The sequence below is a fragment of the Streptomyces sp. NPDC014764 genome, from assembly GCF_043082785.1.
Taxonomy (GTDB): Bacteria; Actinomycetota; Actinomycetes; order Streptomycetales; family Streptomycetaceae; genus Streptomyces; species Streptomyces althioticus.
This window is the reverse complement of the sequence record NZ_JBIBXY010000003.1, coordinates 92,938-114,641: the sequence shown is the minus strand read 5'-3', so window position 1 is coordinate 114,641 and position 21,704 is coordinate 92,938. Positions and strand designations below refer to the sequence as shown.

The window sequence follows — 21,704 nt, the reverse complement described above, 5'->3', positions numbered from 1 at the left end:
CCTTAGGAGCGTCCCCCGTATGCGGAAGATACTCGTCGTCGGGGCCGGCCAGTCCGGTCTCCAGCTCGCCCTGGGACTCCAGTCGCACGGGTACGAGGTCACCCTCATGTCCAACCGGACCGCGGACGAGATCCGCACCGGGCGGGTCATGTCGACGCAGTGCATGTTCCACACCGCGCTGCAGCACGAGCGCGACCTCCAGCTGAACTTCTGGGAGTCGCAGGCCCCGAAGATCCAGGGCCTCGGCGTCTCGGTCGCCGCCCCCGGCTCCTTCGACCCGGGCCCCTCGCAGCGGGCGATCGACTGGCTGGGCCGCCTCGACGGGTTCGCGCAGTCGGTGGACCAGCGGGTCAAGATGGCCGGCTGGATGGAGACCTTCGCGCAGCGCGGCGGACAGCTCGTCATCCACGGCGCGGCCGTCGGCGACCTCGACTACCTCTCCCGCACCTACGACCTGGTGCTCATCGCCGCGGGCAAGGGCGAGCTGGTGCAGATGTTCTCCCGCGACCCGGAGCGCTCCCCGTACAGCACCCCGCAGCGCGCCCTCGCCGTCGCCTACGTGCACGGTCTCGGCCCGCGCCCGGAGCACCCGGACACCGAGGCGGTCCGCTGCAACCTGGTCCCGGGCGTCGGCGAGATGTTCATCATGCCGACGTACACCACGTCGGGCCGCGCCGACATCCTGTTCTGGGAGGGCGTCCCCGGCGGCCCGCTCGACGCGTTCGCGGACGTCAAGGACCCGGCCGAGCACCTCTCCCTGACCCTGGAACTGATGGAGAAGTTCCTGCCCTGGGAGTACGCGCGCGCCACCAAGGTCGAACTGACCGACGCCGGCGGCACCCTGGCCGGCCGCTACGCCCCGACCGTCCGCAACCCCATCGGCCGGCTGCCCTCCGGCGGCCTGGTGCTGGGCGTCGCCGACGTCGTCGTCGCCAACGACCCGATCACCGGGCAGGGCTCCAACTCCGCGTCCAAGTGCGCCGCCGCCTATCTCGCCTCGATCCTCGAGCACGGCGACAAGCCGTTCGACGAGGACTGGATGCGGCAGACCTTCGACCGCTACTGGGACACCGCCCAGCACGTCACCAAGTGGACGAACGCCATGCTGGCCCCGCCGCCGGAGCACGTCCTCAACCTGATCGGCGCCGCCGGCCAGCTCCAGCCCGTCGCCGACCGCTTCGCCAACGGCTTCGACGACCCGGCCGACTTCGAGAACTTCTTCTACGAGCCGGAGAAGACGAACGCCTACCTGGCCGAGGTCTCCGGCGCGGCCGGCGCGTAGCCGGCGCCGTACCCCTCGTCGGACCCGTCCGTCGCCCCCTCGGGGAGCTCCGGCGGCACATAGTGCCCCAAGGGCTCCCCGCCGGGGTCGGGCCGCACCGCGCCCAGCACCGGATTCGCCGCGACCGGCGACACCTTGATCCGCGCACCGGGCCGCGGCGCCTGCACCACCATCCCGTCGCCCAGGTACAGGGCGACGTGCGTGGCGTCGTGGAAGTACACGACGAGGTCGCCCGGCCGCAGGTCCACCAGGTCGATCCGCTCCAGCCGCGCCCACTGCTCCTGGCTGGTCCGCGGCACCTCCGCGCCCGCCGCCCGCCACGCCTCGGAGGTGAGCCCCGAGCAGTCGTACGTCTCCGGGCCCTCCGCGCCCCACTCGTACGGTTTGCCGAGCTGCTCCACCGCGTACCGCACCGCCCGCTCACCGGCGGCGGAAGGGGCGTTGGCACCGCTCAGCGCGCCGGACGCCACCAGCTCCCGCTGCGCCTCGTCGACCCGGCTGCGCTCCAGCTCGGCCAGCTCGGCGAGCTGGTCCGCGGTGAGGGACGCCAGCAACTCCTCGACGTCCCGCAGCCGTTCCACCACCTGGTCGCGTTCCTTCTTCCGCCGCTCGGTGAGCGCGATCCGCGTGTCCAGCGCCTTGCGTGCCCGGCGGGCCAGCTCGTCGGCCCGCTTCGTGTCCCCGGTCAGCCGGCCCACCGTGTGGGCCCGCTCCCGCGCGAGCTGCCCGATCACGTGGCCCTGCTCCAGTGCCCGCTGCGGGTCGCGTGCCAGCAGGAGACGGACGTAGGGGGAGAGGCCGCTCAGCGACTGGTACTGCTGCCGGGCGAGCCGTCCGGCGGCGCCCTTGCTGTCGTGGAGGGAGAGCCGGGTGCGGGCCAGCGCCTTCTCCAGTCGTTCCGTCGCGGCGCGCTGCTCGTCCAGCGCCTCCTCGGTGGCGTTGTAACGCTCGGTGGCCTTCTCGGCTTCCCGGTACAGGATCTGAAAGTCCGTCAGCAGCTCGGGGACGGAACGGCCGCCGGACGCGGGGGCGCCGCCGCCCGGCTCCGGGGCGGCCGCCGCGGGCAGGGGCGCCAGCACGGTCCCGGCCGCCAGCGCCGCCGTGCACACCAGACGCAGAAGCATTCCTGACATGCCATCACCTCCGACGCGGGGCGGCTCGTCCGCTCCGCACCGCGAGCATCAGGGGGGTGTGCGCGGTCCGCTCGCCGAGTGTGCGCGGTTCGGCGCAACGGGGTCACCCGTCGGCGTCGTCCGGCTTGCCCTGCGGCGTGGCGTCTGGATGCGGCGCGGGCCTCGACCACGGCCAGCGGCGTTCGCTCCCGGCCCGGCCGGCGGGGTCGTAGGAGTACTTCCAGCGGGCGGTCAGACCGGTGAGCTTGCTGTCACCGCGCGGCACCCTCCGGTACACCAGCACGGTGGGCGGGCCGCCGTCCGGGGCCGGGACGGGGATCCGGTACGTCTTGGGCGGGTGCCCGGTGATGCCGAGCAGCACGGGCAGGACGCGCCCGTCCATGGGGCCGCCCTCGAAAGGGGTGTCTTCGCTCTTCACCCCACCAGTCTCGGCCATCGGCCGGAGCGCCGGCTCAGGTCACAGGTCCGCGGCAAGCGCCTGCACCAGGGCGTCGGTCTGCGCGTCCCGCCGGGCGGTCACCGTCAGCACCGCCACGAACTGCTCGACGAGCCAGTCCCGCACCTCCTCCAGGGGAGGCTGCTTGTCCTCGTCGAGCCAGATCAGGGAGGCGGCCTCCACGGCCGTGATCCACATCCGGATGGTCATCCGCAGCCGGGGCCCGGGCTCCTCCACGCCGAGATGGCGCAGGATGTGCTCGGCCGCGGCCCGCCGCACCCCGTCCACGATCGCGGTCGTACGGGAGGTCTCCACCACGCTGCCGCCCTGGAGCAGGGCGCTGAAGCCGGCGTCGTGCCGGCCGACGAAGGCGAGGTAGCGCTCCACGGCCCGGGTCAGCCGGGGGAGCAGCGGGCCCTCCTCCGGTTCGTCGAAGCAGTCGCGCAGCTCGTCGGCGGCGGACTTCAGGGACGCCTCGTAGAGCTGCTGCTTGCCGCCCGGGAAGTAGCGGTAGACCAAGGGCCGCGACACACCGGCCGCCTCCGCCACGTCGTCCAGCGACACCTCCTCCGGCGCCCGGTGGGCGAAGAGGGACAGCGCGGCCTCCAGCAGCTGGCTGCGGCGCTCCTCGACGCTGAGGCGCCGGTAGGCGGGGGTGGGGGCCTGCGAGGTCATGCCCGCAGCGTAACCGGCCGTGGCCGTCGCACGCCGGGCGCGGCCGCCCGCCCCGGCCGGATTCCGACGCCGGGCCCCGCCCGGTGAACGCCTGGTCAGGCCAGCAGACCGGAGGAGCGCCAGAGCCGGCGGCCCACGCCCCGCAGCACGCCGATGTCGTCGAGGAAATCCGTCAGCTTCTTCGCGCCCTGCTGCATCACCTCGCGCCGGTGGGCGCTCGCCCGCACCTGGGCGACGGCCTCGCGCCGGTCCAGGCCGACGTTCGTGTAGACCTCCGGGTTCACGAACGCCACCGAGAACACACGGGCGAACTCGCCCGAGGAGACCCGGGTGAACTCCTGCGACCAGCGCGGCGCGGTCATCATCTGCCGCCGCAGCTCCTCACGCGCGTACCGCACGTGCCGCGCCTCCTCGATCACGTGGATGCGCGTGACGCCCCGGATCAGCGGCTGCACCCGCTCGTCGGGGAAGGTCAGCCGCTGCATCCAGTCCAGGACCTCCTCGCCGAGGAGGGTCGCGGTGAACGAGCCGGGCGTGGTGGAGACCGTCTTGAACAGCCGGCCCAGGTTGTGGTGGATCCGGCTCACCGGGTACCAGGGGGTGCCGCTCCGCTCGATCACCCGGGCGAACATCTTCGAGTGCCGGCACTCGTCCTCGATCTCGGTGAGGGCGTACCGCACGTGGGCGCTGGTCGCGGACTTGTCGTAGATGTGGCGGACCAGCAGCTGCATCAGGATCAGCTCGAACCAGATGCCGAGGGAGGCGAGCGCGGCGGCCTCGTGCCGGGAGAGCAGCATCCGCTGTTCCTCGCTCATCCGCCGCCACAGCGGGGTGCCGTACAGCGACACGAGTTCCGGAGGCCAGAACCACTTGCCGTCCTCGAAGGGCGCGTCCCAGTCCAGCTCCGTGTCCGGGTCGAAGGAGTGCTTCGCGGAGGACTCCAGCAGGCGCAGGGCCACCGTCTCCCGGTTCTTGAGCTGCCCGAGGGCGTCCCGCAGGCCGTCGAGCGCGTCGGTCTCCGACAGGGTCGTCATGACGGTTCCACCTCGGGGCGTCTCGGGTTACCGGCAGGTCACCTTTATGAGACTGCCTGTCAGCAAGCCCGTCAATCCCTCACGCAGGACTTGTCGCCGACCGGTCCGTCCCGCCCGTCCTCCGGCCACGGTCGCGCAGACCCCCGGAGGTCGTGCCCCGGCCCTCACCCGGGCTCCAGCACCGCCTCCATCACCGCCCGCGCCACCGGGGCCGCCGTGCCGCCGCCGCTGATCTCGCGCCGGCTGCCCTCGCCGTCCTCCACCACCACGGCCACCGCCACCTTCGGCTCCAGCTCCTCCTCCCGCTGCGCCCAGGAGATGAACCAGGCGTACGGCATCCCCGAGTTGCCCAGCCCGTGCTGGGCGGTGCCGGTCTTCCCGCCGACCACGGCGCCCTCGATCGCCGCCTTCCCGCCGGTACCGTCCTCCACCACCCCGCGCATCAGCTCCCGCAGCCGGCTCGCCGTCGCCGGGAGCATGGCCCGCCGCACCGCTCCCGACCCCGCCGCGGACACCGTGCCACCGCTCGCCCGCGTGGTCCGCTCCACCAGGTACGGCTCCCGCACCTGCCCGCCGCTCGCCACGGCCGCCGCGACCATCGCCATCTGCAGGGGCGTGGCCCGCGTGTTGTACTGCCCGATCGACGACAGCGCCAGCTGCGCCGCGTCCACCGTGGTGTCGAAGGTGCTGGGCGCCACCCGGAACGGGATGCGCAGGTCCGCGTCGTTGAAGCCGAAGCTCTCCGCCGTCCGCCGCAGCCGCTCCACCCCGGTGGTGACCCCGAGCTGGGCGAACACCGTGTTGCAGGACCGCACGAACGCCTCCCGCAGGGTGGCGTTCCGGCACTTGTCCGTCCCGTTGACCAGCCGGGTCGTCGTCCCCGGCAGCAGATACGGGTCGGGGGAGCGGGTCGGCTCGCCGACGCCCTTCACCACACCCGCGTCCAGCGCCGCCGCCGCGGTGACCACCTTGAACGTCGACCCCGGGGGATAGGTGCGCTGCACCGCCCGGTTCAGCATCGGCCTGTCCGGGTCGGCGTTCAGCCGCGCCCACGCCTCCCGCGCCGTCCTGCCGTTCCCCGACAGCGGCTCCGGGTCGTAGCTCGGCACCGACACCAGCGCCAGGATGCGCCCGGTCGACGGCTCCACCGCCGCCACCGCGCCCTTCCGTCCCCGCAGGCCCTCGTACGCCGCCCGCTGCGCCCGCGGGTCGATCGTGGTCAGCACGTCACCGCCCGCGCTGTGGGAGCGGGTGAACTCGTTCCACAGCGGCAGCGGCTGCAGCAGCGGGGCGGCCCCCGACAGCACCGCGTCCTCCGTGGCCTCCAGCAGCGTCGTGCCGTACTCCTGCGAGGCGAAGCCCGTCACCGGCGCGTACAACGGCCCGTCGCTGTACGTCCGTTCGTACCGCAGATGCTCCCCGGTGTCCCGGGACCCGGTGACCGGGCGGCCGTCGACCCAGATGTCGCCGCGCGGCTGCTGGTACCGCACGATCGTGGCACGCCGGTTGGCCGGGTTGGCCTCGTAGTCCTCCGCGTGCAGCACCTGCACCCGGGCCGCGTTGACCAGCAGCGCCACCAGCAGCAGCGCGCAGAACAGCGCCGCGTGCCGGATGTGCCGGGTCACCGGAGGTCACCCGCGGCGGCCTGCCGCCGCGCGCTGTCGCTGAGCCGGACCAGCAGCGCCACGATCGCCCAGTTGGTCACCACCGAGGAGCCGCCCTGCGCCAGGAACGGCATGGCCATCCCGGTCAGCGGGATCAGCCCGGTCACCCCGCCCGCGATCACGAACACCTGGAGCGCCACCAGCGAGGCGAGCCCCACGGCGAGCAGCCGCCCGAACGGGTCGCGCAGCGCCAGCCCGGCCCGGTAGCCGCGCTCCACCAGCAGCCCGTACAGCAGGATGATCGCGGACAGCCCGGCCAGGCCCAGCTCCTCGCCTGCCGTCGCGAGGATGAAGTCGGACTTCACGGCGAATCCGATCAGCACGGAGTGCCCGAGCCCGAGACCCGAGCCCAGGATGCCGCCCTCGGCGAAGGCGAACAGCGACTGGGCGATCTGGTTGGGGCCCTCGCCCGCCTCGATGGAGGCGAACGGGTGCAGCCAGGTCTCGATCCTGTGGTGCACGTGCGGCTCCAGCCGCCCGACCGCGACCGCGCCCAGCGAGGCCAGCAGCAGCCCGAGCGCGATCCAGCCGGTGCGGCCGGTGGCGACGTAGAGCAGGACCACGAACAGGCCGAAGAACAGCAGCGAGGTGCCGAGGTCACGCTCCAGGACCAGCACGCCCACGCTCACCAGCCACACGGCGACGATCGGCCCGAGCACCCGCCCGGTGGGCAGCTGCATCCCCCAGACGCGGCGGCCCGCGTACGTCAGGGCGCTCCGGTTCGCCGCCAGGTAAGCGGCGAAGAACACCGCCAGCAGCACCTTGGCGAACTCGCCCGGCTGGATCGAGAAGCCCGCCACCCGGATCCAGATGCGGGCGCCGTTCACCGCCGGGAAGAGGATCGGCACGGTCAGCAGCACCAGCGCGACGGTCACACACAGGTAGGTGTAGCGCTGGAGCACCCGGTGGTCGCGCAGCACCAGGATCACCGCGATGAACAGCGCCACCCCGAGCGTCGACCAGATCAGCTGGGCGGGCGCGGCCCGGTCGCCGGGCGTCTCCAGGTCCAGCCGGTAGATGAGCACCAGGCCCACCCCGTTGAGCAGCACCCCGATCGGCAGCGGCAGCGGGTCGGCCAGCGGGGCCCGCCAGCGCACCGCCAGATGGGCGAGCACGGCGAGCACACCGAGCCCGGCGCCGTAGCCGGCGGCGCCGGGCGGGACGGTGCCGTTCTGGGCGAGGCCGACGGCGCAGTAGCCGTACACCGACAGTCCGACGGCCAGGACGATGAGGGCGAGTTCCACGCCCCGGCGTCCGGTGGGACGGACGGCGGGCGCGGACGGGTCCGCAGTCGCCAGGGTGGTACCGGCCTTGCTCATGTCCGGAACTTACCCACTTGCTCCGCTTCGCGTGGTGTGCTCATCAGCACCAGCGTGGCGCGGGACCGATGTTGTCGATGTAGCGGGCCGGGCCCCAGGCCCAGGTGCCGTCGGTGAGCAGGTACCAGAGCGGGTTGCCGTCCACTTTGCCGCCGGGCACCTTGCAGAAGATCGAGACGACCTCGCCCTTGTGGGCGTACCGGATGACCTGGGAGCCGCGGTTCGGGGCGCTGCGCAGGGCCAGCTTTTGGGCCGTCACCACGCCGCGGTACTGGCCCTGGTCGCCGTGGTTGCCGCCGGCCTGGTTGCCCCAGTCGCCGCCGTCACCGCCCTGGTTGCCGCCGCCCTGCTGGTGGGAACCGTTGCTGTTGCCGGACCCGGAGTTGTTCCCGGACCCGGAGTTGTTGCCGTTGCCGTTGCCGTTTCCGGAGCCCGTGTTGCTGCCGTTGCCGCCGCCCTGCTGGCTCCAGTTGCCCTGGTTGCTCTGGCTGTTCTGGTTGCCCTGGCCCGGGTCGTCGGCGGCGAGCGCGGGGGTGACGGCGGTCGCGACCGCCAGGGCGCCGGCGGCGAGCGCTATGGGCAGACGGCGGGTCAGCGGGGGACGCGGGCGTCGTAGGGACATGGCAGTACCTCCATGGGGGGAGACGACAGGTCGAAGGTGACTTGTCGCCACATTAGGAGCGCCCCCCGGTGCCCGCCCGCCCTGCTGCGCCATCGGGGAGGGCGCTCCGCCTACCGGGTCACGCACCCCCGGTACGGCGGCCGGCCCCCGTCACTCCGCCGGTTCCTCCGGCAGCCGCACGGTGGTGAGCCCCGCCCGCAGGTAGTCGACGAACAGGCCGTTGTGCAGGGCCCAGGAGGAACGGCGGGACCGGATCAGCCGGATCGCGTCCTCCGCCGAACGGCCCCTGCGCATCAGGGCGTGCGCGACCACCAGGCCCGACCGGTTGTAGCCGTGGAAGCAGCGGACCAGGACCGTGCGCCCCGCGTCCAGGGCCTCGCACGCGGCCTCGGCCAGCCGGATCACGCCCGCGAGCTGGGTGCCGTCGAGCGGGCCGTCCGGGATGGGCCACACCTGATGCTCGGCCTCCGGCTCGGGCCCGTGCCCCGGCAGCCGCATCAGGCTCTGCACCAGGTCGAACTGGCGGTGCACCACCACCTGCTCCACCCGTCCGGCGGGCCCGCGCACCTGGTGCCCGCCCATCCACAGGCCGGGCTCGATCTCGTCCCACGGGCTCTTCGGAGCCGGTACGTCAGGTCGGCCCTCGCGGGTACGCAACGGCGCCTCCCACTCTCGTCGCCCAACTCCTGTCCACGGTATCCGGCTTCTTGCCCGCGCAGCACCCCGCCTGTTCCCATGGAGGCGGGGTGATGGCGCATGGACCGACCGCGCGTCGTGCCGGCCCGCCGGCACGGCAGGGACCGGCTTCACGTCCGCCTCCAGGACGGCAGGAACATCGCCTGGTACGACCGTGAGGCGGCGCGTGTGCACCTGCTCGACGCCGAGCGCGAGGAGGAGGTGCTCTCCGCCCTGGGCCCGTACCTCACCGGCCCGGTCGCCGTCGGCCCGCCCCCGGTCCCCACCCCCGCCGATCTCGCCCGGCTCTCCCTCCACCCCGACGACGACCTCGCCCCGAACCGTCCCGGCGAGTCCCTGCTCGTCGACCTGGACCGCGCCCCCGGCCCGGCCCGCCGGCTGCGCCCGGACCCGCGTCGCGCGGAACTCGACGCGCAGCGGACGGTCGGCGACGCCCTCGACGCCCTCGACCTCATGGGCGGCGCGGGCTGGCGCGCCCTGCACTCGCTGCCGCTCCCCGGCGGCCACCTCCTCCACCACCTGCTGATCGGCCCCGGCGGCCTGTACGCCCTGCACGTCCGGTCCGCCCACCGGCAGCGGGTGACCGTCGCGGAGCCGCAGGTGCGCATCGGCCGGCTTCCGCCCGAGCCCATGCTGCACCGGGTGCGCGCCGACGCCGACCGGGCCGCCCACGCTCTCACCGCCGAGGTCCGCCCACTGCTGGTCCTGGCCGGCGCCCGCCGCGTGACGGTCGCCGCCGCGCCACGCGGGGTGCGGATCCTGGCGGTCGCGGACGTGCCGGGGCTGGCCCGGGACGGAGGCGTACTGAAGCCTGCCGACGTCGAGGCGCTGTACGCGGCGGCGCGGGACCGCAGGACGTGGGCGGGGCTGTGAGGGCGCGGGACTGACGGCCGCGGGGGGGGCGGTGGTTCTGCGGTTCGGGCGGTGGTTTCGCGGGGGGTCCGGGCGGTGGTTTCGCAGGGGGCCGGGCGGCGGTCCCGCGGAGGGGCAGGCGGCGGTCCTGCGGAAGGGCGGGCGTGGTCAGGGCAGCGTGCCCGCCTGGTCCGGGTCCAGCAGCGGCGCCAGCAAATCGCCGAAGTCCTGGAGCCGCGGGCCGATGTCGGGCGCTCTCAGTGCCATCCGGTCCGGCGACTCGCACTCCTCGACCTCCTGCCAGGTCACCGGCGCCGACACCAGTGGCTCGGCGCGGGCCCGCAGGGTGTAGGGGGCGGCCGTGGTCTTGCGGGCCGCGTTCTGGCTCCAGTCGACGAAGACCTTCCCCGGCCGCAGGCTGCGCTTCATCTGGTGCAGCACCAGCCGGGGCATCGCCTTCTCCGCCTCCACGGCCAGCGCCTTCGCGTAGTCGGACACCTGTTCGGGTGAGGAGCCCCGTACCGCCGTCAGCAGATGCAGTCCCTTCGAGCCGGACGTCTTCGCGTACGCCTCGAACCCGTCCTCGGCCAGCCGCTCGCGCAGCCACAGCGCCACCTCGCAGCAGTGCACGACCGTCGCCGGCGGTCCCGGGTCCAGATCGAACACGATGCGGTCCGCCTGGCCCGGGTCGGTGATCCGCCACTGGTGGGTGTGGAACTCCGCGACCAGGTTCGCCGCCCACATCAGGCTCGGCAGATCCTCCACCAGCACCATCCGCGCGGGCCCCTCCGACCTCGGCACCTCGGCGGTCGTGACCCAGTCGGGCGTACCGGGCGGCACGTTCTTGGTGAAGAACACCTGCCCGTCGGGCCCGTCGGGATACCGCAGGAACGACACCGGCCGCTCCTTCAGATGCGGCAGCAGCACGTCGGCCACGGTCGCGTAGTAGTGCAGGACCTCCGCCTTGGTGAAGCCGGTGGCGGGATACAGCACCTTCTCCAGATTGCTGAGCGGGAGCCGTCGCCCCTCCACCTCCGTGATGGGAGCCATACGATGAGAATCTCACGCAAACCATGACAAAGGCTCCGACATCGATCGGCGGACGACCGGAGAGGTGCTGCTCGTGAGGTCCATCTGGAACGGCGCGATCTCGTTCGGGCTGGTCAGCATCCCGATCAAGCTGGTGAACGCCACCGAGAACCATTCGATCTCCTTCCGTCAGATCCACACCGAGGACGGCGGCCGGATCCGCTACCGGAAGTTCTGCGAGCTGGAGGACCGGGAGGTCAGCAGCCAGGAGATCGGCAAGGGCTACGAGGACTCGGACGGCACGATCATCCCGATCACCGACGAGGACCTGGCCGGGCTGCCGATCCCGACCGCCAAGACGATCGAGATCGTCGCCTTCGTGCCCGAGAACCGCATCGACCCGCTCCAGATGGACGCCGCGTACTACCTCCAGGCGGGCGGGGCCCCCGCGGCGAAGCCGTACACGCTGCTGCGGGAGGCGCTGAAGCGGAGCAAGAAGGTCGCGATCACGAAGTACGCCCTGCGCGGGCGGGAGCGGCTCGGCATGCTGCGCGTGGTGGGCGACGCGATCGCCATGCACGGCCTGCTCTGGCCCGACGAGGTCCGCGCCCCGGAGGGCGTCGCGCCGGACGCCGACGTCACCGTGCGCGACAAGGAGCTGGACCTCGCGGACGCGCTGATGGACACGCTCGGTGAGGTCGACCTGGAGGACCTGCACGACGAGTACCGCGAGGCGGTGGAGGAGGTCGTCGCCGCGAAGGCGGCCGGCGAGACGCCGAAGGAGGCGCCGGCCCCGGAGGCCGGCGGCGGCAAGGTCCTGGACCTGATGGCGGCGCTGGAGAACAGCGTCCGGGCGGCACGCGAGTCGAGGGGGGAGGGCGCGGAGGTCAAGCAGCTCCCGGAACGCAGGACGAGCCGCTCGTCGCCGAAGGACACGGGGGGCAAGAAGTCCACGTCGACCGCGAAGAAGAAGACGGCGTCCTCGCCGCGGAAGTCGACGTCGAAGACGTCCCAGACCGGGAAGAAGAGCACGACGAAGAAGGCGGCTGCGAAGAAGACCCCGGCGAAGAAGACGACGTCCCGCAAGCGCTCGGCCTGACTGGGGTTGCGGTGTGACGCCTGCGGCGCAGGGTTCTGTTCGGTGGGGGTTGCTGTAGCGCCTACGGGTGGGGTGGTGGTGCGGGGCCGCGGTGGGGGTGGTCGTCCTCGGTCCGGCGCGAGAGTGCGTCTCGGGAGGCCCAGGGCGTGGACGCGCCGGCCGCTGCGGGCGCCCACCCCCACCCCGTCCCCTCCCCGCCGCGGGCGGCTACGCCGACACCTGTGGCAGGCACACGCTCGCCAACTGCGGGTATTCGTGCCGATGGGCGGCACGGGTGGGCGCGGCGGCACCTCGTTGGCGCCGAGGTGCGCCGACACCCCCGGCCCACCCCCACGCCCGGGCGCTGAAAACCGCCCCCGCGCTACGACACCCGCCGCAACGCCAGCACCGCGTTGTGCCCGCCGAAGCCGAAGGAGTTGCTCAGCACAAGATCGCCGCCGTCCGGCAGCGGACGCGGGGCGTCACGGACGACGTCCAGGTCGATCCCGTCGTCCACCTCTCCGCACCCCACCGTGGGCGGCACCGTCCCGTGGTGCAGGGTGAGCACCGCAGCCACCGCCTCCACACCGCCCGCAGCCCCCTGCAAATGCCCCAGGTGCCCCTTCAGCGCGGTCACCGGAACGTCCCGTACGCCCAGCACCCCCCGCAGCGCCCGAGCCTCCGCGAGGTCCCCGTCGACCGTGGCGGTGGCATGCGCGTTCACGTGCACGACGTCGGCCACCTCGGCTCCCGCGTCCCGCACAGCCCTCCGCAGGGCGAGCGCGATGCCGTCGCCGGACGGGTCAGGGGCCGCGACGTGGTAGGCGTCCGCCGACAGCCCCCACCCCGCCGCCTCGCAGTAGATCCGCGCCCCGCGCGCCCGGGCGTGCTCCTCGGACTCCAGCACCAGGACCCCCGCGCCCTCACCGTTGACGAACCCGTCCCGGTCCTTGGCGAAGGGACGTGACGGCGACCCCTCGGACGGGTCGCCCTCCGCCAGCGCCCGCATCGCCGCGAACGACGCCATGATCGCGGGAGTGATCACCGCCTCGGCGCCGCCGGCCAGCGCGACGTCGACCCGGCCGTACCGGATCCGGTCGACGGCCTGCCCGATCGCCTCGGTGCCGGAGGCGCAGGCGCTGGTCACGGTGCGTGCCTCACCGGTGATGTGCAGATCGAGCGACACCTGCGACGCGGCCTGTGACGGCACCGTCATGGGCGTGGTGAGCGGGGACACACCCCGCGCCCCGCGCTCCCGCAGCTTCCGGTCACCGCCGACCAGCACGGACGCGTCCCCGAGGATGGCGCCCAGGCTCACGCCGACCCGCTCCGGGTCCATCCCGCTCTCCCGGGTGCCGCCGGCGGCGTACCCGGCGTCGGCCCACGCCTCGCGCGCAGCCAGCACCGCGAACTGCGCGGCCCGGTTCATCCGGCGTGCCGCCTGCCGGGGCAGCAGCGAGGCCGGGTCGACGGGCACCGTGCCGGCGGTCCGCACCGGCAGCCCGTCGAACTCCGGGTCCGTCAACTCCCGTATGCCGTGCCGCCCTTCGAGCAGGCCGTCCCACAGCTCGCCGGTGCCCACGCCCAGCGGGGTGACCGCGCCGAGCCCGGTGACCACCACGCGCCGGGGCCCGGCCGCCCGCGCCTGACGCACGGGACGCGGCTCGTGCCGTACGACCGTGCCCTCGCGGACGGCGTCGGCGGCCCAGCGGCGTACCTCCGCGTCGGACACGGCCTCGGCGTCGGCGGACTCCGTGGTGTCCCGGTGCCAGGCGCCCCAGCGGCGTACGTACGCCATCTCGGCGGCCAGCGGGTCCACCGCCCGCAGGACGGTCAGCCGGTCGCCGTCGTGGAGGTCCACGCCCTCCAGGGACTCCGGTTCCACCAGCGGCACCGCGTCCACGTCGACCCGCCGCCCGGCGACGGTCACCGTCCGCTCGCGCCGCAGGTCCTCCTCGTGATCCACCCCGCCGAGCGGCGGCCGCAGCGTGACCCGGATCACCTCGGGGGAGACGGGCAGCGTGTGCGTGACGACGTGCCAGCGGCGCTCGGCCGCGTCCTCGGGGGTCAGGGCGAACAGGTCGCCGGGGACGACCTCCGCGGCGGTCACCTGGTGGGGCCGTATGGGTACTTCAGGAGTTTCGGGGGAGTGCGTCATGGCCGGGCATGCTCTCTTTGGTCCGAACTGTCGTACTGCGGGCGGTTCCGAGTGTTCTGTACGACTCGCGAACGGGTCCACGATCCACTTCGCGGGGTGTCCGATTCGTCCGGGTCTACCAGGTGGGTGACACGGAACACATTCGTCAAGACGCCGACGAGTGGGCAGAGTTACCGGAGCGTACTGCCACTGTGGAAAACGTCACGAAGCCCGTGAGCGGGGCCCGGACCGCCCCCGCGGGACGAGGCGCGCGTCACGTTCCGCGCGGCCGCCCCGCAGGGCTCCGTTCCCACCGGCACGACGACTGATCCCCGGGGCCGGTTCCGGCGTCTTCCCACAGGGGCGCGTTCCGAAGGGCGCGACGCGACCTGCCGGGCCGGCCCGCGGGACGGCGGCGGGCGGGCCGCGCAGGCGATCAGAGACTGCGGTGGAGGGCATGGACGAGGACGAGTTCGACGCTTTCTACGCGGCCGCCTTCCCCCGTCTGACCGGCCAGCTCTTCGCCTTCACCGGGGATCTCGGCGAGGCGCAGGACGTGGTGCAGGAGGCGTTCGTGCGCGCCTGGGACCGTCGCCACCGGCTGATGGCCGACCAGGCGCCGGAGGCCTGGGTGCGCACCGTCGCCATGCGCCTCGCCGTTAGCCGCTGGCGCCGCGCGAAGCGCTGGCTGGAACTGGTGCGGCACTCCCCGCCGCCCGAGGCGACGCCCGGCCCCGGCCCCGACCGCACCGCCCTGGTCGCCGCCCTGCGCCAACTCCCGGAATCCCAGCGCATGGCGGTCGTGCTGCACCATCTGTGCGACCTCAGTGTCGAGCAGGTAGCCTCCGAGACCGGCGCGCCGGTCGGCACGGTCAAGGCCCGCCTGTCCCGGGGGCGGGCGGCACTGGCCCGGCATCTGGCGGTGGACGAGGCCGAGGAGCCGGCCTGGGAGGGGGGCGGCCGTGTCGGATGAACTCAGCGGCGCCCTGCGCGACTTGGCCGCGCGTCACGAGACCCCGCCGCCCCTGCCCGCCGCCGAGGTGCGAATCCGCGCCCGTCGCCGCTCACGCCGCCGCAGGGCCGGCCTCGCCCTCGGCACCGCGGCCACGGCCGCCTGCGCGGTCACCGTGGTGACCCTCGCCCTGCACACCGACCACCCCACCGGGAAATGGCACCGCCCCGGAGCCACCCCGGCCACCTCGCCCGACCCCGCAGGGACTCCCACCGCCTCCGCCTCGGCCCGCGCGCCCCGCCCCTCCGGCCGGCTCGACGTGGACCTGCGTACGCTCACCCTCGGCGGCCGCGTGCTGCGGGTCGACCTGCGCGCCGCCGGCCGCTTCCCGCCCGGCACCCGGCTCACCGTGGTCGCCCGGATATCCGGCGCGGTGCTGCCGCTGAGGAGCAGGACCGAGGTCCGCGAGGTGAAGGTGCCGTACCTGGTGGAACTGCGTGCCCCCGGCGGCCGGCCCGTCTACGCGGGCGCCCTCTCCTTCGACGCCAAGATGCTGCGCGCCCTCTCCGGCACCACGGGCTGGGTGGGTCTCAGCGCGCGGGACGCCGAATGGCTGCACGACCGGCTGCGCGACGGCGACCAGATCGAATTCACGGCCACGCGAGGGGAGTTCAGCTGACCAGCCCGCGCCGGTACGCGTAGACGACCGCCTGCACCCGGTCCCGCAGCTGAAGCTTGGACAGGATGCGGGACACGAACGTCTTGACCGTCTCCTGACTGATCACCAGCGCCGCCGCGATCTCGCTGTTGGACAGCCCGTCCGCGATGAGCCGCAGCACCTCCAGCTCGCGCGGGGTCAGCGGAACCTCCCGGTCACCGCCGTCCTCGGACGGCCGGATCCGGGACGCGTACCGGCCCACGAGCTGCCGGGTCACCTCCGGGTCGAGCAGCGCCGCGCCCGAGGCCACCGTCCGGATGCCGTGCAGCAGCCGGTCCGGCGGCGCGTCCTTCAGCAGGAACCCGCTCGCCCCCGCGCGCAGCGCCTTGTACACGTACTCGTCGAGGTTGAACGTCGTCACCACGAGCACCTTCACGGGGTCCCGCACCCCGGAGCCGGCCAGTTGCCGGGTCGCCTCGATGCCGTCCAGCACCGGCATCCGCACGTCCATCACCACGACGTCCGGCCGCACCTTCTCCGCGAGGCCGACGGCGGCGCGCCCGTCCGCGCACTCGCCGGCGACCTCCATGTCCGGCTGCGCGCCGATGATCGTCACCAACCCGGTCCGCACCAGCATCTGGTCGTCGCAGACCAGCACCCTGACCGGCCCGCCGCTCACACCGAGCTCCCGGTCGGTATCCGCGCCCGCACGGCGAACCCCCCGCCGGGACGCGGCCCCGCATCGAACTCACCGCCCAGGACGTCCACCCGCTCCCGCAGACCGGCCAGCCCCCGCCCGCTGCCGCCCGGCGAGGCCGCGGGCCGCGTCCCGGGACCGTCCGTGCCGACTTCCACCGTGATGTCCCTCTCGCTGTGCCGCACCAGAACCGAAGTGGTCCGCCCGTGAGCGTACTTGAGGGCGTTGGTCAGGGCCTCCTGCACCACCCGGTACGCCACCAGGTCGGCACTCCCGGTGGACGCGGCCGGGGTCCCCTTCTCGGTGAACTCCACCGGCTGCCCGGCCCGCCGAGTCTGCTCCACCAGCGTCAGCAGCCGGCCCACCGGGGGCGTCCGGGAGCTGTCGCCGTGGTCCGGGTTCAGCAGGTCCAGCAGGTGGCGCAGGTCGGCGACGGCCCGCCGACCGGTGTCGGAGACGGCGGCCAGCGTCTCGTCGAGCCGTTCGGGCGCGGCGGTCAGATAGCGCGCCGCCTCCGCCTGCACCACCATCGCCGTCACATGGTGGGTCACCACGTCGTGCAGCTCCCGCGCGATCCTGGCCCGCTCGGCCGCCCGCGTCTGCTCCGCGACCTGGTGGCGCCGCTCCGCCTCGGCGATCCGGGTGGAGCGCAGCCACGCCCCGCCGCCCCACAACAGGCACATCACCACGTAGAACGACACGAACTCGGCCGGCGGCTCGTCCGTGCCCCGCCGCACCAGCTCGGCCACGAACAGCACGTACGCGAGGGAGAACACGGCGACCGTGGTGCGCCGGTACCGCTCCAGATGGGCGCCCGTGCTGAGCAGCGCCAGCGGCAGTGCCGTGCCCGCGACGGTGTGGTAGCCGTGCAGCTGGTCCAGGATGAAACCGGCCGCCACCAGGGCCAGGCAGACGACCGGCCACTGCCGCCGCAGGGCCAGCGAAAGGGCCTGCAGCCCGATCACGACGACGGCCAGGGCGTCGTACGGGCGCTCCGCCACCGCACCGATGTCGGTGCCGCTGCCGCGCAGGCCCGGGACGAACGCCAGGGAGAACAGCAGCACCGCGAACGGCAGGTCCCGGGCCGTGACGTGCAGTCGGCCCCAGACCTGCCGCAGCCCGTGCAGACGGGTCACCGGGCGAGCGCGGCCGCGTCGGCCCGCTTCGAGCGGCGGGGCATCAGCTGGCCGCGCCGCCGCGCCAGCCACAGGAAGCCGACGGTCACCAGCGCGCAGAACACCAGCGTGTAGAGGCTGGCCTCGGGCCCGAACTCACCGCCGCTGATCAGGGTCGGCCCGGAGGTGGAGGCGTCCATCAGACCCTGCTGGGTGTCGTTGCCGGAGACCTCGGTGCTGAGGATGCCGGACGCGGCGAAGTTCCAGCCGAAGTGCAGACCGATCGGCATCCACAGACTGCGGGTGGCGACGTACGCGGCGCCCAGCATCGGACCCGCGGACAGCGCGATGACGGCGGCGCCCCACAGGCTCGCGTCCGGGTTCGCCAGATGCCATGCGCCGAACAGCACGCTGGTCGGGACCAGCGCCCCCCACGTACCGAACCGCTCCTCCACGGTCCTGAACAATACGCCGCGGAACAGGAGTTCCTCCGTGACGGAGGCGCCGGCCATGAACCCGGCCAGCCCGACCGCTCCGGTGTACGACCCCCAGCCGTCCACCTCGTAGTGCCCCATGAACGCGATGTTCGCGACCACGGCGGCGAACACCAGCGTGCCGATCAGCACACCCCGGCCGACGGCGCCGGCCGCGCCCTTCCAGGCCACCTCCGTGACCGCGCGCTTCTCGGTGCGCCCCACGACCCAGGCGTAGACGTACACGGACAGCACCGACGCCACCAGGCCCAGGCCGAGCGTGGCCCACGGATTGTCCTCGGCCGCGGCCACACTCTGCCCCGCGACCATGGACACCAGCACAACCGCTATCAACTGCCAGACGACACGCACGACTTGCTCCTCGGCGAGGTGGGGTGACGCGGCGGTGACGGGACCGCCGCTCCGACCACCCCGACGCTACGGAGACACGCCGCGGGAAGCGTCACCGGCGAGTGGACACCCTCGCGTAGCTCCCACGGGGGACAGGGAGTGCGCCGTCCCCCGTGGGGGCGGGCCGTCGCGGCTGCCTCGCCGGGTCACCCCTTCACGGCGCCGGAGGTGAGCCCGCGGATGAAGGACCGCTGGAGCGCGAGGAACGCCAGCACCGACGGCAGCATCGCGAGGAAGGCACCCACCAGCAGCACGCCGATGCCCACCTGGTCGTCGGAGCGGAGGGAGCGCAGCGCCAGCGGCAGGGTGTACTGGGCGGGATCGGTGGCGACCAGCAGCGGCAGCATGTACTGGTCCCAGATCATCGTGAACCCGAAGATGCCGATGACGCCCAGCGCGGGCCGGCACAACGGCAGCACGACCTGCCAGAACACCCGGAACTCGCCCGCGCCGTCCAGCCGCGCCGACTCCTCCAGCTCCTTCGGGATCTCCTTCATGAACTCGGTCATCACCAGGATGGAGAACCCCCAGGCGGCCACCGGCACGATCATGCCGACGAGCGAGCCGACCAGGCTGACGTGCAGCAGCGGCAGGTCCGCCAGGAGCACGGACAGCGGGACGGCGAGGACCTCCTCGGGCAGCATCATCGTCGCCAGGATGAGCACCAGCACGACCGCCGACCCGCGGAACCGCTTGCGGGCCAGGGCGTACCCGGCGAACACGCTGACCAGCACCTGGAGTGCGAGCCCGCCGCCCACGACGAGGAAGGAGTTGAGCAGGTAGTCCAGTACGTTGCGGTCGACCGCCCGCTCCAGGTTGTCCAGGGACAGCCGGTCGGGCCACAGGGTGAACTGCGTGGGATCCACGGTCGGGGTGAACGCGCCGACCATCAGCGCGAGCAACGGCCCCGCGAACACCAAGAACAGGGCGGTGTACAGCACGAACCGCAGCAGCCGCGCCCAGGGCCCGCGCGCCTCCGCCAGTCCGAGCGCCGTCTCGTTCCTCATCGGACCTCCCTCCGGCGCAGCCGCGACGCCACGGTCAGCACCAGCAGCACCAGGAACAGGAGCACGGTCCCGGCAGCAGCGACGCCCAGCTCGTTGCGTTCGAGGCCGAGTTTGTACGTCAGGGTCAGCAGCACCTCGGTCGAGCCGTCGGGCCCGCCGTTGGTCAGCAGGAACACCTCGGTGAAGACGCGCAGGCCCCGGATCGCCGCGAGCGTGAGCAGAATGGCGAACACCGGCCGAAGCCCCGGCAGGGTGACGTGCCAGATCCGCCGCCACCGCGAGGCCCCGTCGACGGCGGACGCCTCGTAGAGCACCCGGTCCACACCCGCCAGACCGGCGAGGAAGATTATCATGTCGTACGGGGCGCCCCGCCAGATGCCGACGAAGGCGATGGACGCGAGCGAGCTGTCGGGGGAGTTGAGGAACTCGCTCGGACCCAGCCCGAGCACGCCGAGGACGGAGTTCAGCGCGCCGCCCTCGGCCGGGTAGTACATGACCCGCCACACCTCGGCGACCACCGCCATGGCGGTGACGACCGGCAGGAAGACGGCCGACCGGACGAACCACAGCGAGCGGGTCTGCCCCTCCAGCAGGAGCGCCAGCGCGAGGCCCAGCAGGATGGAGCCGGCCGTGGTCGCGACCGCCAGCACGACCGTGTGCCACACGGCCGCGCCGAAGTCAGAACTCCCCGCGATCTCGGCGTAGTTCTCGCCGCCGACATAGGTGTTGCCGAGGAACGGCCGCACCTCCTGGAAGCTCATCCGCACGGCCTGCGCCATGGGGATGAACTTGAAGTACAGGAAGAGCAGCAGCGCCGGCGCGAGGAACAGCCACGGCGTCGCGCCCCGCCGCACCCGCGACCGCATCGGGGGAGCCGTGCGGGCCGGGCGCCGCGCCTGCGTCTTCCGCGACGCCGCCCGCGCCTCGGTCACCGCCATCAGCCCTTGGCCCCCTGCTTCTCGAGCTCGGCGTCGATCTCGTCGGCGAGTTCGCCCATCGCGCCGGCGACGTCACGGGAACACTCGGAGACCACGCCGTTCAGCCCCTCGGACGAGATCTGGCGGACGGTCGCCCAGTTGGGCAGGGCGGGGGCGTTGCGGCCGTGCTCGTCGTACACCTTCTGGAAGACGTCCCAGCGGGGGTCCTCGCGCTCGGCGGCGCCGTCCACGGTGGTGTTCACGGGCAGCCGGACGATGATGCCGCCGTTGTCGAGCCCGAGGCCGGTCTTCTGCCCGGCGGGCGAGGCGGCGAACTCGGCGAACGCCTGCTGCCCCTTCTCGTTGCCGGACCCGGCCATCAGATAGACGTTCTCCCCCTCGGCCAGGGCGGCCGCCTCGCCGCCTGCGCCGGGCGGGGCGGCGACGACCTCGTACTTGTCCTTGCCGAGCGACCCGTCGAACCGGGGCAGCATGTACGGCCCGGTGAGGTAGATGCCGCCCTTGCCGCTCTCGAAGACGGTGTGGGTGGTGGCGGAGTCGGCGGTGCTGGCGCCGGGCTGCACGACCTTGGAGCCGCAGAACATGGCCTGGAGCTTCTCGACGGCCTTGACGGAGGCGGGGTCGTCGACGGCGGCGATGTACCCGTCCCCCTGCTTCTTGACGAAGTCACCGCCCTCCGACCAGAGCATGGTGGAGAACCACCAGGTCAGATACCCGCGGGTGGTGCTGCCGGGCACCACCATGCCGGCGGTGTCCTTCTTGCCGTTGCCGTCCGGGTCGTCGTTGGTGAACGTGGCGGCGAGCTGGATGAGTTCGTCCCAGGAGGAGGGCAGCGGGGCGTCCACCTTCTCCCGCCAGTCCTTGCGTATGAGCAAGGCGAAGGCCTGCGAATTGAAGGGCACCCCGTAGTACTTTCCGTCGTACCCCTGCGCGGCCTCCCAGGCGCGGTCGGCGATGTCCCCGCTCCCGGCGGTGCCCTCCCGGTCCACCTCACGCACGAGCCCCTGGGTGACCAGGTTGCCCAGCTGGCCGGTGTCGTTGATGACGATGTCGGGGAGGTCCTTCTGCGCGGTGCGCTGCTGGAGCTTGGTCTCGAAGTCGTTGACGCCGACGGCGACGAGCTTCGCCTCGATGCCGCTCTCCTCGGAGAACGCCTTGGTGAGCGCCTCGGCCGACTCCGCGGCCGCACTCCCGGCGTCCTGCCGGATCCACACCTCCAGCGGCTGCGAGGCGTCCTGCTCCGTCCCGGACGACCCCGAGGAACACCCGGCGGCGGTGACGACGGCTGCGACGACCACGGCGCCGACTGCACCGAGCCGCCGCGTTCGTACAGGCTTGCGGAGTTGCTTCGACACGGGAGGCTCCGTCCATTCCGTACGGGCGAGGTGGCGGGACTCTATGCAGAGAGGTCATGTCGAATCAATAGAATGAACAGTATTTACATACATGAACTCAGCCATGGTTCCCCCAGATGCCACTTGCGGCGCGGCTGCCGC

General features: G+C 73.0%; 21 protein-coding genes. 5 read left to right on the top strand and 16 right to left on the bottom strand.

The features are described from left to right. The first annotated feature begins 19 nt into the window (after nt 1-19). Nucleotides 20-1,282, top strand: coding sequence for a styrene monooxygenase/indole monooxygenase family protein (locus ACF1AG_RS09275; RefSeq protein WP_359599047.1), 1,263 nt, complete (start codon nt 20-22; stop codon nt 1,280-1,282). On the opposite strand, the gene ACF1AG_RS09270 is transcribed toward ACF1AG_RS09275, so the two are convergent. The 8 genes from ACF1AG_RS09270 to ACF1AG_RS09235 form a co-directional block, all read right to left on the bottom strand. Further along, nucleotides 1,246-2,415: an NlpC/P60 family protein gene (locus ACF1AG_RS09270; RefSeq protein ID WP_391809564.1), complete on the bottom strand. Its 1,170-nt coding sequence runs from the start codon at nt 2,413-2,415 to the stop codon at nt 1,246-1,248. The two genes, ACF1AG_RS09275 and ACF1AG_RS09270, sit on opposite strands and share 37 nt — an antisense overlap. 103 nt (nt 2,416-2,518) lie before the next feature. Further along, nucleotides 2,519-2,833, bottom strand: a complete 315-nt coding sequence (locus ACF1AG_RS09265) for a hypothetical protein (protein WP_359599050.1) — start codon at nt 2,831-2,833, stop codon at nt 2,519-2,521. Nucleotides 2,834-2,872: 39 nt separating this feature from the next. Further along, nucleotides 2,873-3,526 carry a helix-turn-helix domain-containing protein gene (locus tag ACF1AG_RS09260; RefSeq protein WP_359599052.1) on the bottom strand — a complete coding sequence of 218 codons (654 nt, stop codon included), beginning with the start codon at nt 3,524-3,526 and terminating at the stop codon, nt 2,873-2,875. Between the two features lie 95 nt (nt 3,527-3,621). Further along, nucleotides 3,622-4,560, bottom strand: coding sequence for a diiron oxygenase (locus tag ACF1AG_RS09255; protein ID WP_359599053.1), 939 nt, complete (start codon nt 4,558-4,560; stop codon nt 3,622-3,624). Between the two features lie 164 nt (nt 4,561-4,724). After that, the gene (locus ACF1AG_RS09250) at nt 4,725-6,185 is read right to left on the bottom strand and encodes a penicillin-binding protein 2 (RefSeq protein ID WP_359599054.1); all 1,461 of its coding nucleotides are present in this window, start codon (nt 6,183-6,185) and stop codon (nt 4,725-4,727) included. After that, nucleotides 6,182-7,543: an FtsW/RodA/SpoVE family cell cycle protein gene (locus ACF1AG_RS09245; RefSeq protein ID WP_359749259.1), complete on the bottom strand. Its 1,362-nt coding sequence runs from the start codon at nt 7,541-7,543 to the stop codon at nt 6,182-6,184. Before ACF1AG_RS09245 ends, ACF1AG_RS09250 begins: the two co-directional genes overlap by 4 nt. A 43-nt stretch (nt 7,544-7,586) precedes the next feature. Then, a complete protein-coding gene (locus ACF1AG_RS09240) occupies nt 7,587-8,165 on the bottom strand; it encodes an SH3 domain-containing protein (RefSeq protein WP_391809563.1) in 579 nt (192 codons plus the stop codon). 150 nt (nt 8,166-8,315) lie between these two features. Next, the gene (locus ACF1AG_RS09235) at nt 8,316-8,822 is read right to left on the bottom strand and encodes a dual specificity protein phosphatase family protein (RefSeq protein ID WP_391809562.1); all 507 of its coding nucleotides are present in this window, start codon (nt 8,820-8,822) and stop codon (nt 8,316-8,318) included. A gap of 99 nt (nt 8,823-8,921) precedes the next feature. Between ACF1AG_RS09235 and ACF1AG_RS09230 the strand changes: the two genes are divergently transcribed. Further along, nucleotides 8,922-9,734 carry an NERD domain-containing protein gene (locus tag ACF1AG_RS09230; protein ID WP_391809561.1) on the top strand — a complete coding sequence of 271 codons (813 nt, stop codon included), beginning with the start codon at nt 8,922-8,924 and terminating at the stop codon, nt 9,732-9,734. A 147-nt stretch (nt 9,735-9,881) separates the two neighbouring features. Here the strand turns inward: ACF1AG_RS09230 and ligD are convergent, their stop codons facing one another. Next, complete coding sequence (gene ligD, locus ACF1AG_RS09225) at nt 9,882-10,763, bottom strand: non-homologous end-joining DNA ligase (RefSeq protein WP_391809560.1); 882 nt, start codon at nt 10,761-10,763, stop codon at nt 9,882-9,884. A gap of 64 nt (nt 10,764-10,827) precedes the next feature. Here ligD and ACF1AG_RS09220 point away from each other — a divergent pair, with 64 nt between their 5' ends. Next, on the top strand, nt 10,828-11,841 hold the full coding sequence (locus ACF1AG_RS09220; protein WP_359749249.1) for a Ku protein: 1,014 nt from the start codon (nt 10,828-10,830) through the stop codon (nt 11,839-11,841). 361 nt (nt 11,842-12,202) lie between these two features. On the opposite strand, the gene ACF1AG_RS09215 is transcribed toward ACF1AG_RS09220, so the two are convergent. Continuing rightward, nucleotides 12,203-13,978 (bottom strand): beta-ketoacyl-[acyl-carrier-protein] synthase family protein, encoded by a 1,776-nt coding sequence (locus ACF1AG_RS09215; RefSeq protein WP_359599064.1) that lies wholly within the window; start codon nt 13,976-13,978, stop codon nt 12,203-12,205. Between the two features lie 436 nt (nt 13,979-14,414). Here ACF1AG_RS09215 and ACF1AG_RS09210 point away from each other — a divergent pair, with 436 nt between their 5' ends. Together ACF1AG_RS09210 and ACF1AG_RS09205 are read left to right on the top strand one after the other, a co-directional pair. Next, nucleotides 14,415-14,930, top strand: a complete 516-nt coding sequence (locus tag ACF1AG_RS09210; protein ID WP_359599065.1) for a SigE family RNA polymerase sigma factor — start codon at nt 14,415-14,417, stop codon at nt 14,928-14,930. Continuing rightward, nucleotides 14,920-15,588, top strand: coding sequence for a hypothetical protein (locus ACF1AG_RS09205; RefSeq protein ID WP_391809559.1), 669 nt, complete (start codon nt 14,920-14,922; stop codon nt 15,586-15,588). The genes ACF1AG_RS09210 and ACF1AG_RS09205 overlap by 11 nt, the downstream gene beginning before the upstream one ends. Here the strand turns inward: ACF1AG_RS09205 and ACF1AG_RS09200 are convergent. The 6 genes from ACF1AG_RS09200 to ACF1AG_RS09175 all read right to left on the bottom strand — a co-directional run bounded on the left by ACF1AG_RS09200 (nt 15,581) and on the right by ACF1AG_RS09175 (nt 21,506). Next, on the bottom strand, nt 15,581-16,246 hold the full coding sequence (locus tag ACF1AG_RS09200) for a response regulator transcription factor (RefSeq protein WP_359599069.1): 666 nt from the start codon (nt 16,244-16,246) through the stop codon (nt 15,581-15,583). The two genes, ACF1AG_RS09205 and ACF1AG_RS09200, sit on opposite strands and share 8 nt — an antisense overlap. Next, nucleotides 16,243-17,400 carry a histidine kinase gene (locus ACF1AG_RS09195; protein ID WP_359599071.1) on the bottom strand — a complete coding sequence of 386 codons (1,158 nt, stop codon included), beginning with the start codon at nt 17,398-17,400 and terminating at the stop codon, nt 16,243-16,245. The genes ACF1AG_RS09200 and ACF1AG_RS09195 overlap by 4 nt, the downstream gene beginning before the upstream one ends. Next, on the bottom strand, nt 17,397-18,224 hold the full coding sequence (locus tag ACF1AG_RS09190; protein ID WP_391809558.1) for a CPBP family intramembrane glutamic endopeptidase: 828 nt from the start codon (nt 18,222-18,224) through the stop codon (nt 17,397-17,399). The genes ACF1AG_RS09195 and ACF1AG_RS09190 overlap by 4 nt, the downstream gene beginning before the upstream one ends. Nucleotides 18,225-18,409: 185 nt before the next feature. Continuing rightward, complete coding sequence (locus tag ACF1AG_RS09185) at nt 18,410-19,270, bottom strand: carbohydrate ABC transporter permease (protein ID WP_359749237.1); 861 nt, start codon at nt 19,268-19,270, stop codon at nt 18,410-18,412. After that, nucleotides 19,267-20,208 carry a carbohydrate ABC transporter permease gene (locus ACF1AG_RS09180; RefSeq protein ID WP_391809557.1) on the bottom strand — a complete coding sequence of 314 codons (942 nt, stop codon included), beginning with the start codon at nt 20,206-20,208 and terminating at the stop codon, nt 19,267-19,269. Before ACF1AG_RS09180 ends, ACF1AG_RS09185 begins: the two co-directional genes overlap by 4 nt. After that, a complete protein-coding gene (locus ACF1AG_RS09175; protein ID WP_391809556.1) occupies nt 20,208-21,506 on the bottom strand; it encodes an extracellular solute-binding protein in 1,299 nt (432 codons plus the stop codon). The genes ACF1AG_RS09180 and ACF1AG_RS09175 overlap by 1 nt, the downstream gene beginning before the upstream one ends. Between the last annotated feature and the right edge of the window lie 198 nt (nt 21,507-21,704).

Bases quoted from the DNA above. Each gene is read 5' to 3' on its own strand.
- ACF1AG_RS09275 (WP_359599047.1), top strand. From the start codon at position 20: ATGCGGAAGATACTCGTCGTCGGGGCCGGCCAGTCCGGTCTCCAGCTC.
- ACF1AG_RS09270 (WP_391809564.1), bottom strand. From the start codon at position 2,415: ATGTCAGGAATGCTTCTGCGTCTGGTGTGCACGGCGGCGCTGGCGGCC.
- ACF1AG_RS09260 (WP_359599052.1), bottom strand. From the start codon at position 3,526: ATGACCTCGCAGGCCCCCACCCCCGCCTACCGGCGCCTCAGCGTCGAG.
- ACF1AG_RS09255 (WP_359599053.1), bottom strand. From the start codon at position 4,560: ATGACGACCCTGTCGGAGACCGACGCGCTCGACGGCCTGCGGGACGCC.
- ACF1AG_RS09245 (WP_359749259.1), bottom strand. From the start codon at position 7,543: ATGAGCAAGGCCGGTACCACCCTGGCGACTGCGGACCCGTCCGCGCCC.
- ACF1AG_RS09240 (WP_391809563.1), bottom strand. From the start codon at position 8,165: ATGTCCCTACGACGCCCGCGTCCCCCGCTGACCCGCCGTCTGCCCATA.
- ACF1AG_RS09230 (WP_391809561.1), top strand. From the start codon at position 8,922: ATGGACCGACCGCGCGTCGTGCCGGCCCGCCGGCACGGCAGGGACCGG.
- ligD (WP_391809560.1), bottom strand. From the start codon at position 10,763: ATGGCTCCCATCACGGAGGTGGAGGGGCGACGGCTCCCGCTCAGCAAT.
- ACF1AG_RS09215 (WP_359599064.1), bottom strand. From the start codon at position 13,978: ATGACGCACTCCCCCGAAACTCCTGAAGTACCCATACGGCCCCACCAG.
- ACF1AG_RS09210 (WP_359599065.1), top strand. From the start codon at position 14,415: ATGGACGAGGACGAGTTCGACGCTTTCTACGCGGCCGCCTTCCCCCGT.
- ACF1AG_RS09185 (WP_359749237.1), bottom strand. From the start codon at position 19,270: ATGAGGAACGAGACGGCGCTCGGACTGGCGGAGGCGCGCGGGCCCTGG.
- ACF1AG_RS09180 (WP_391809557.1), bottom strand. From the start codon at position 20,208: ATGGCGGTGACCGAGGCGCGGGCGGCGTCGCGGAAGACGCAGGCGCGG.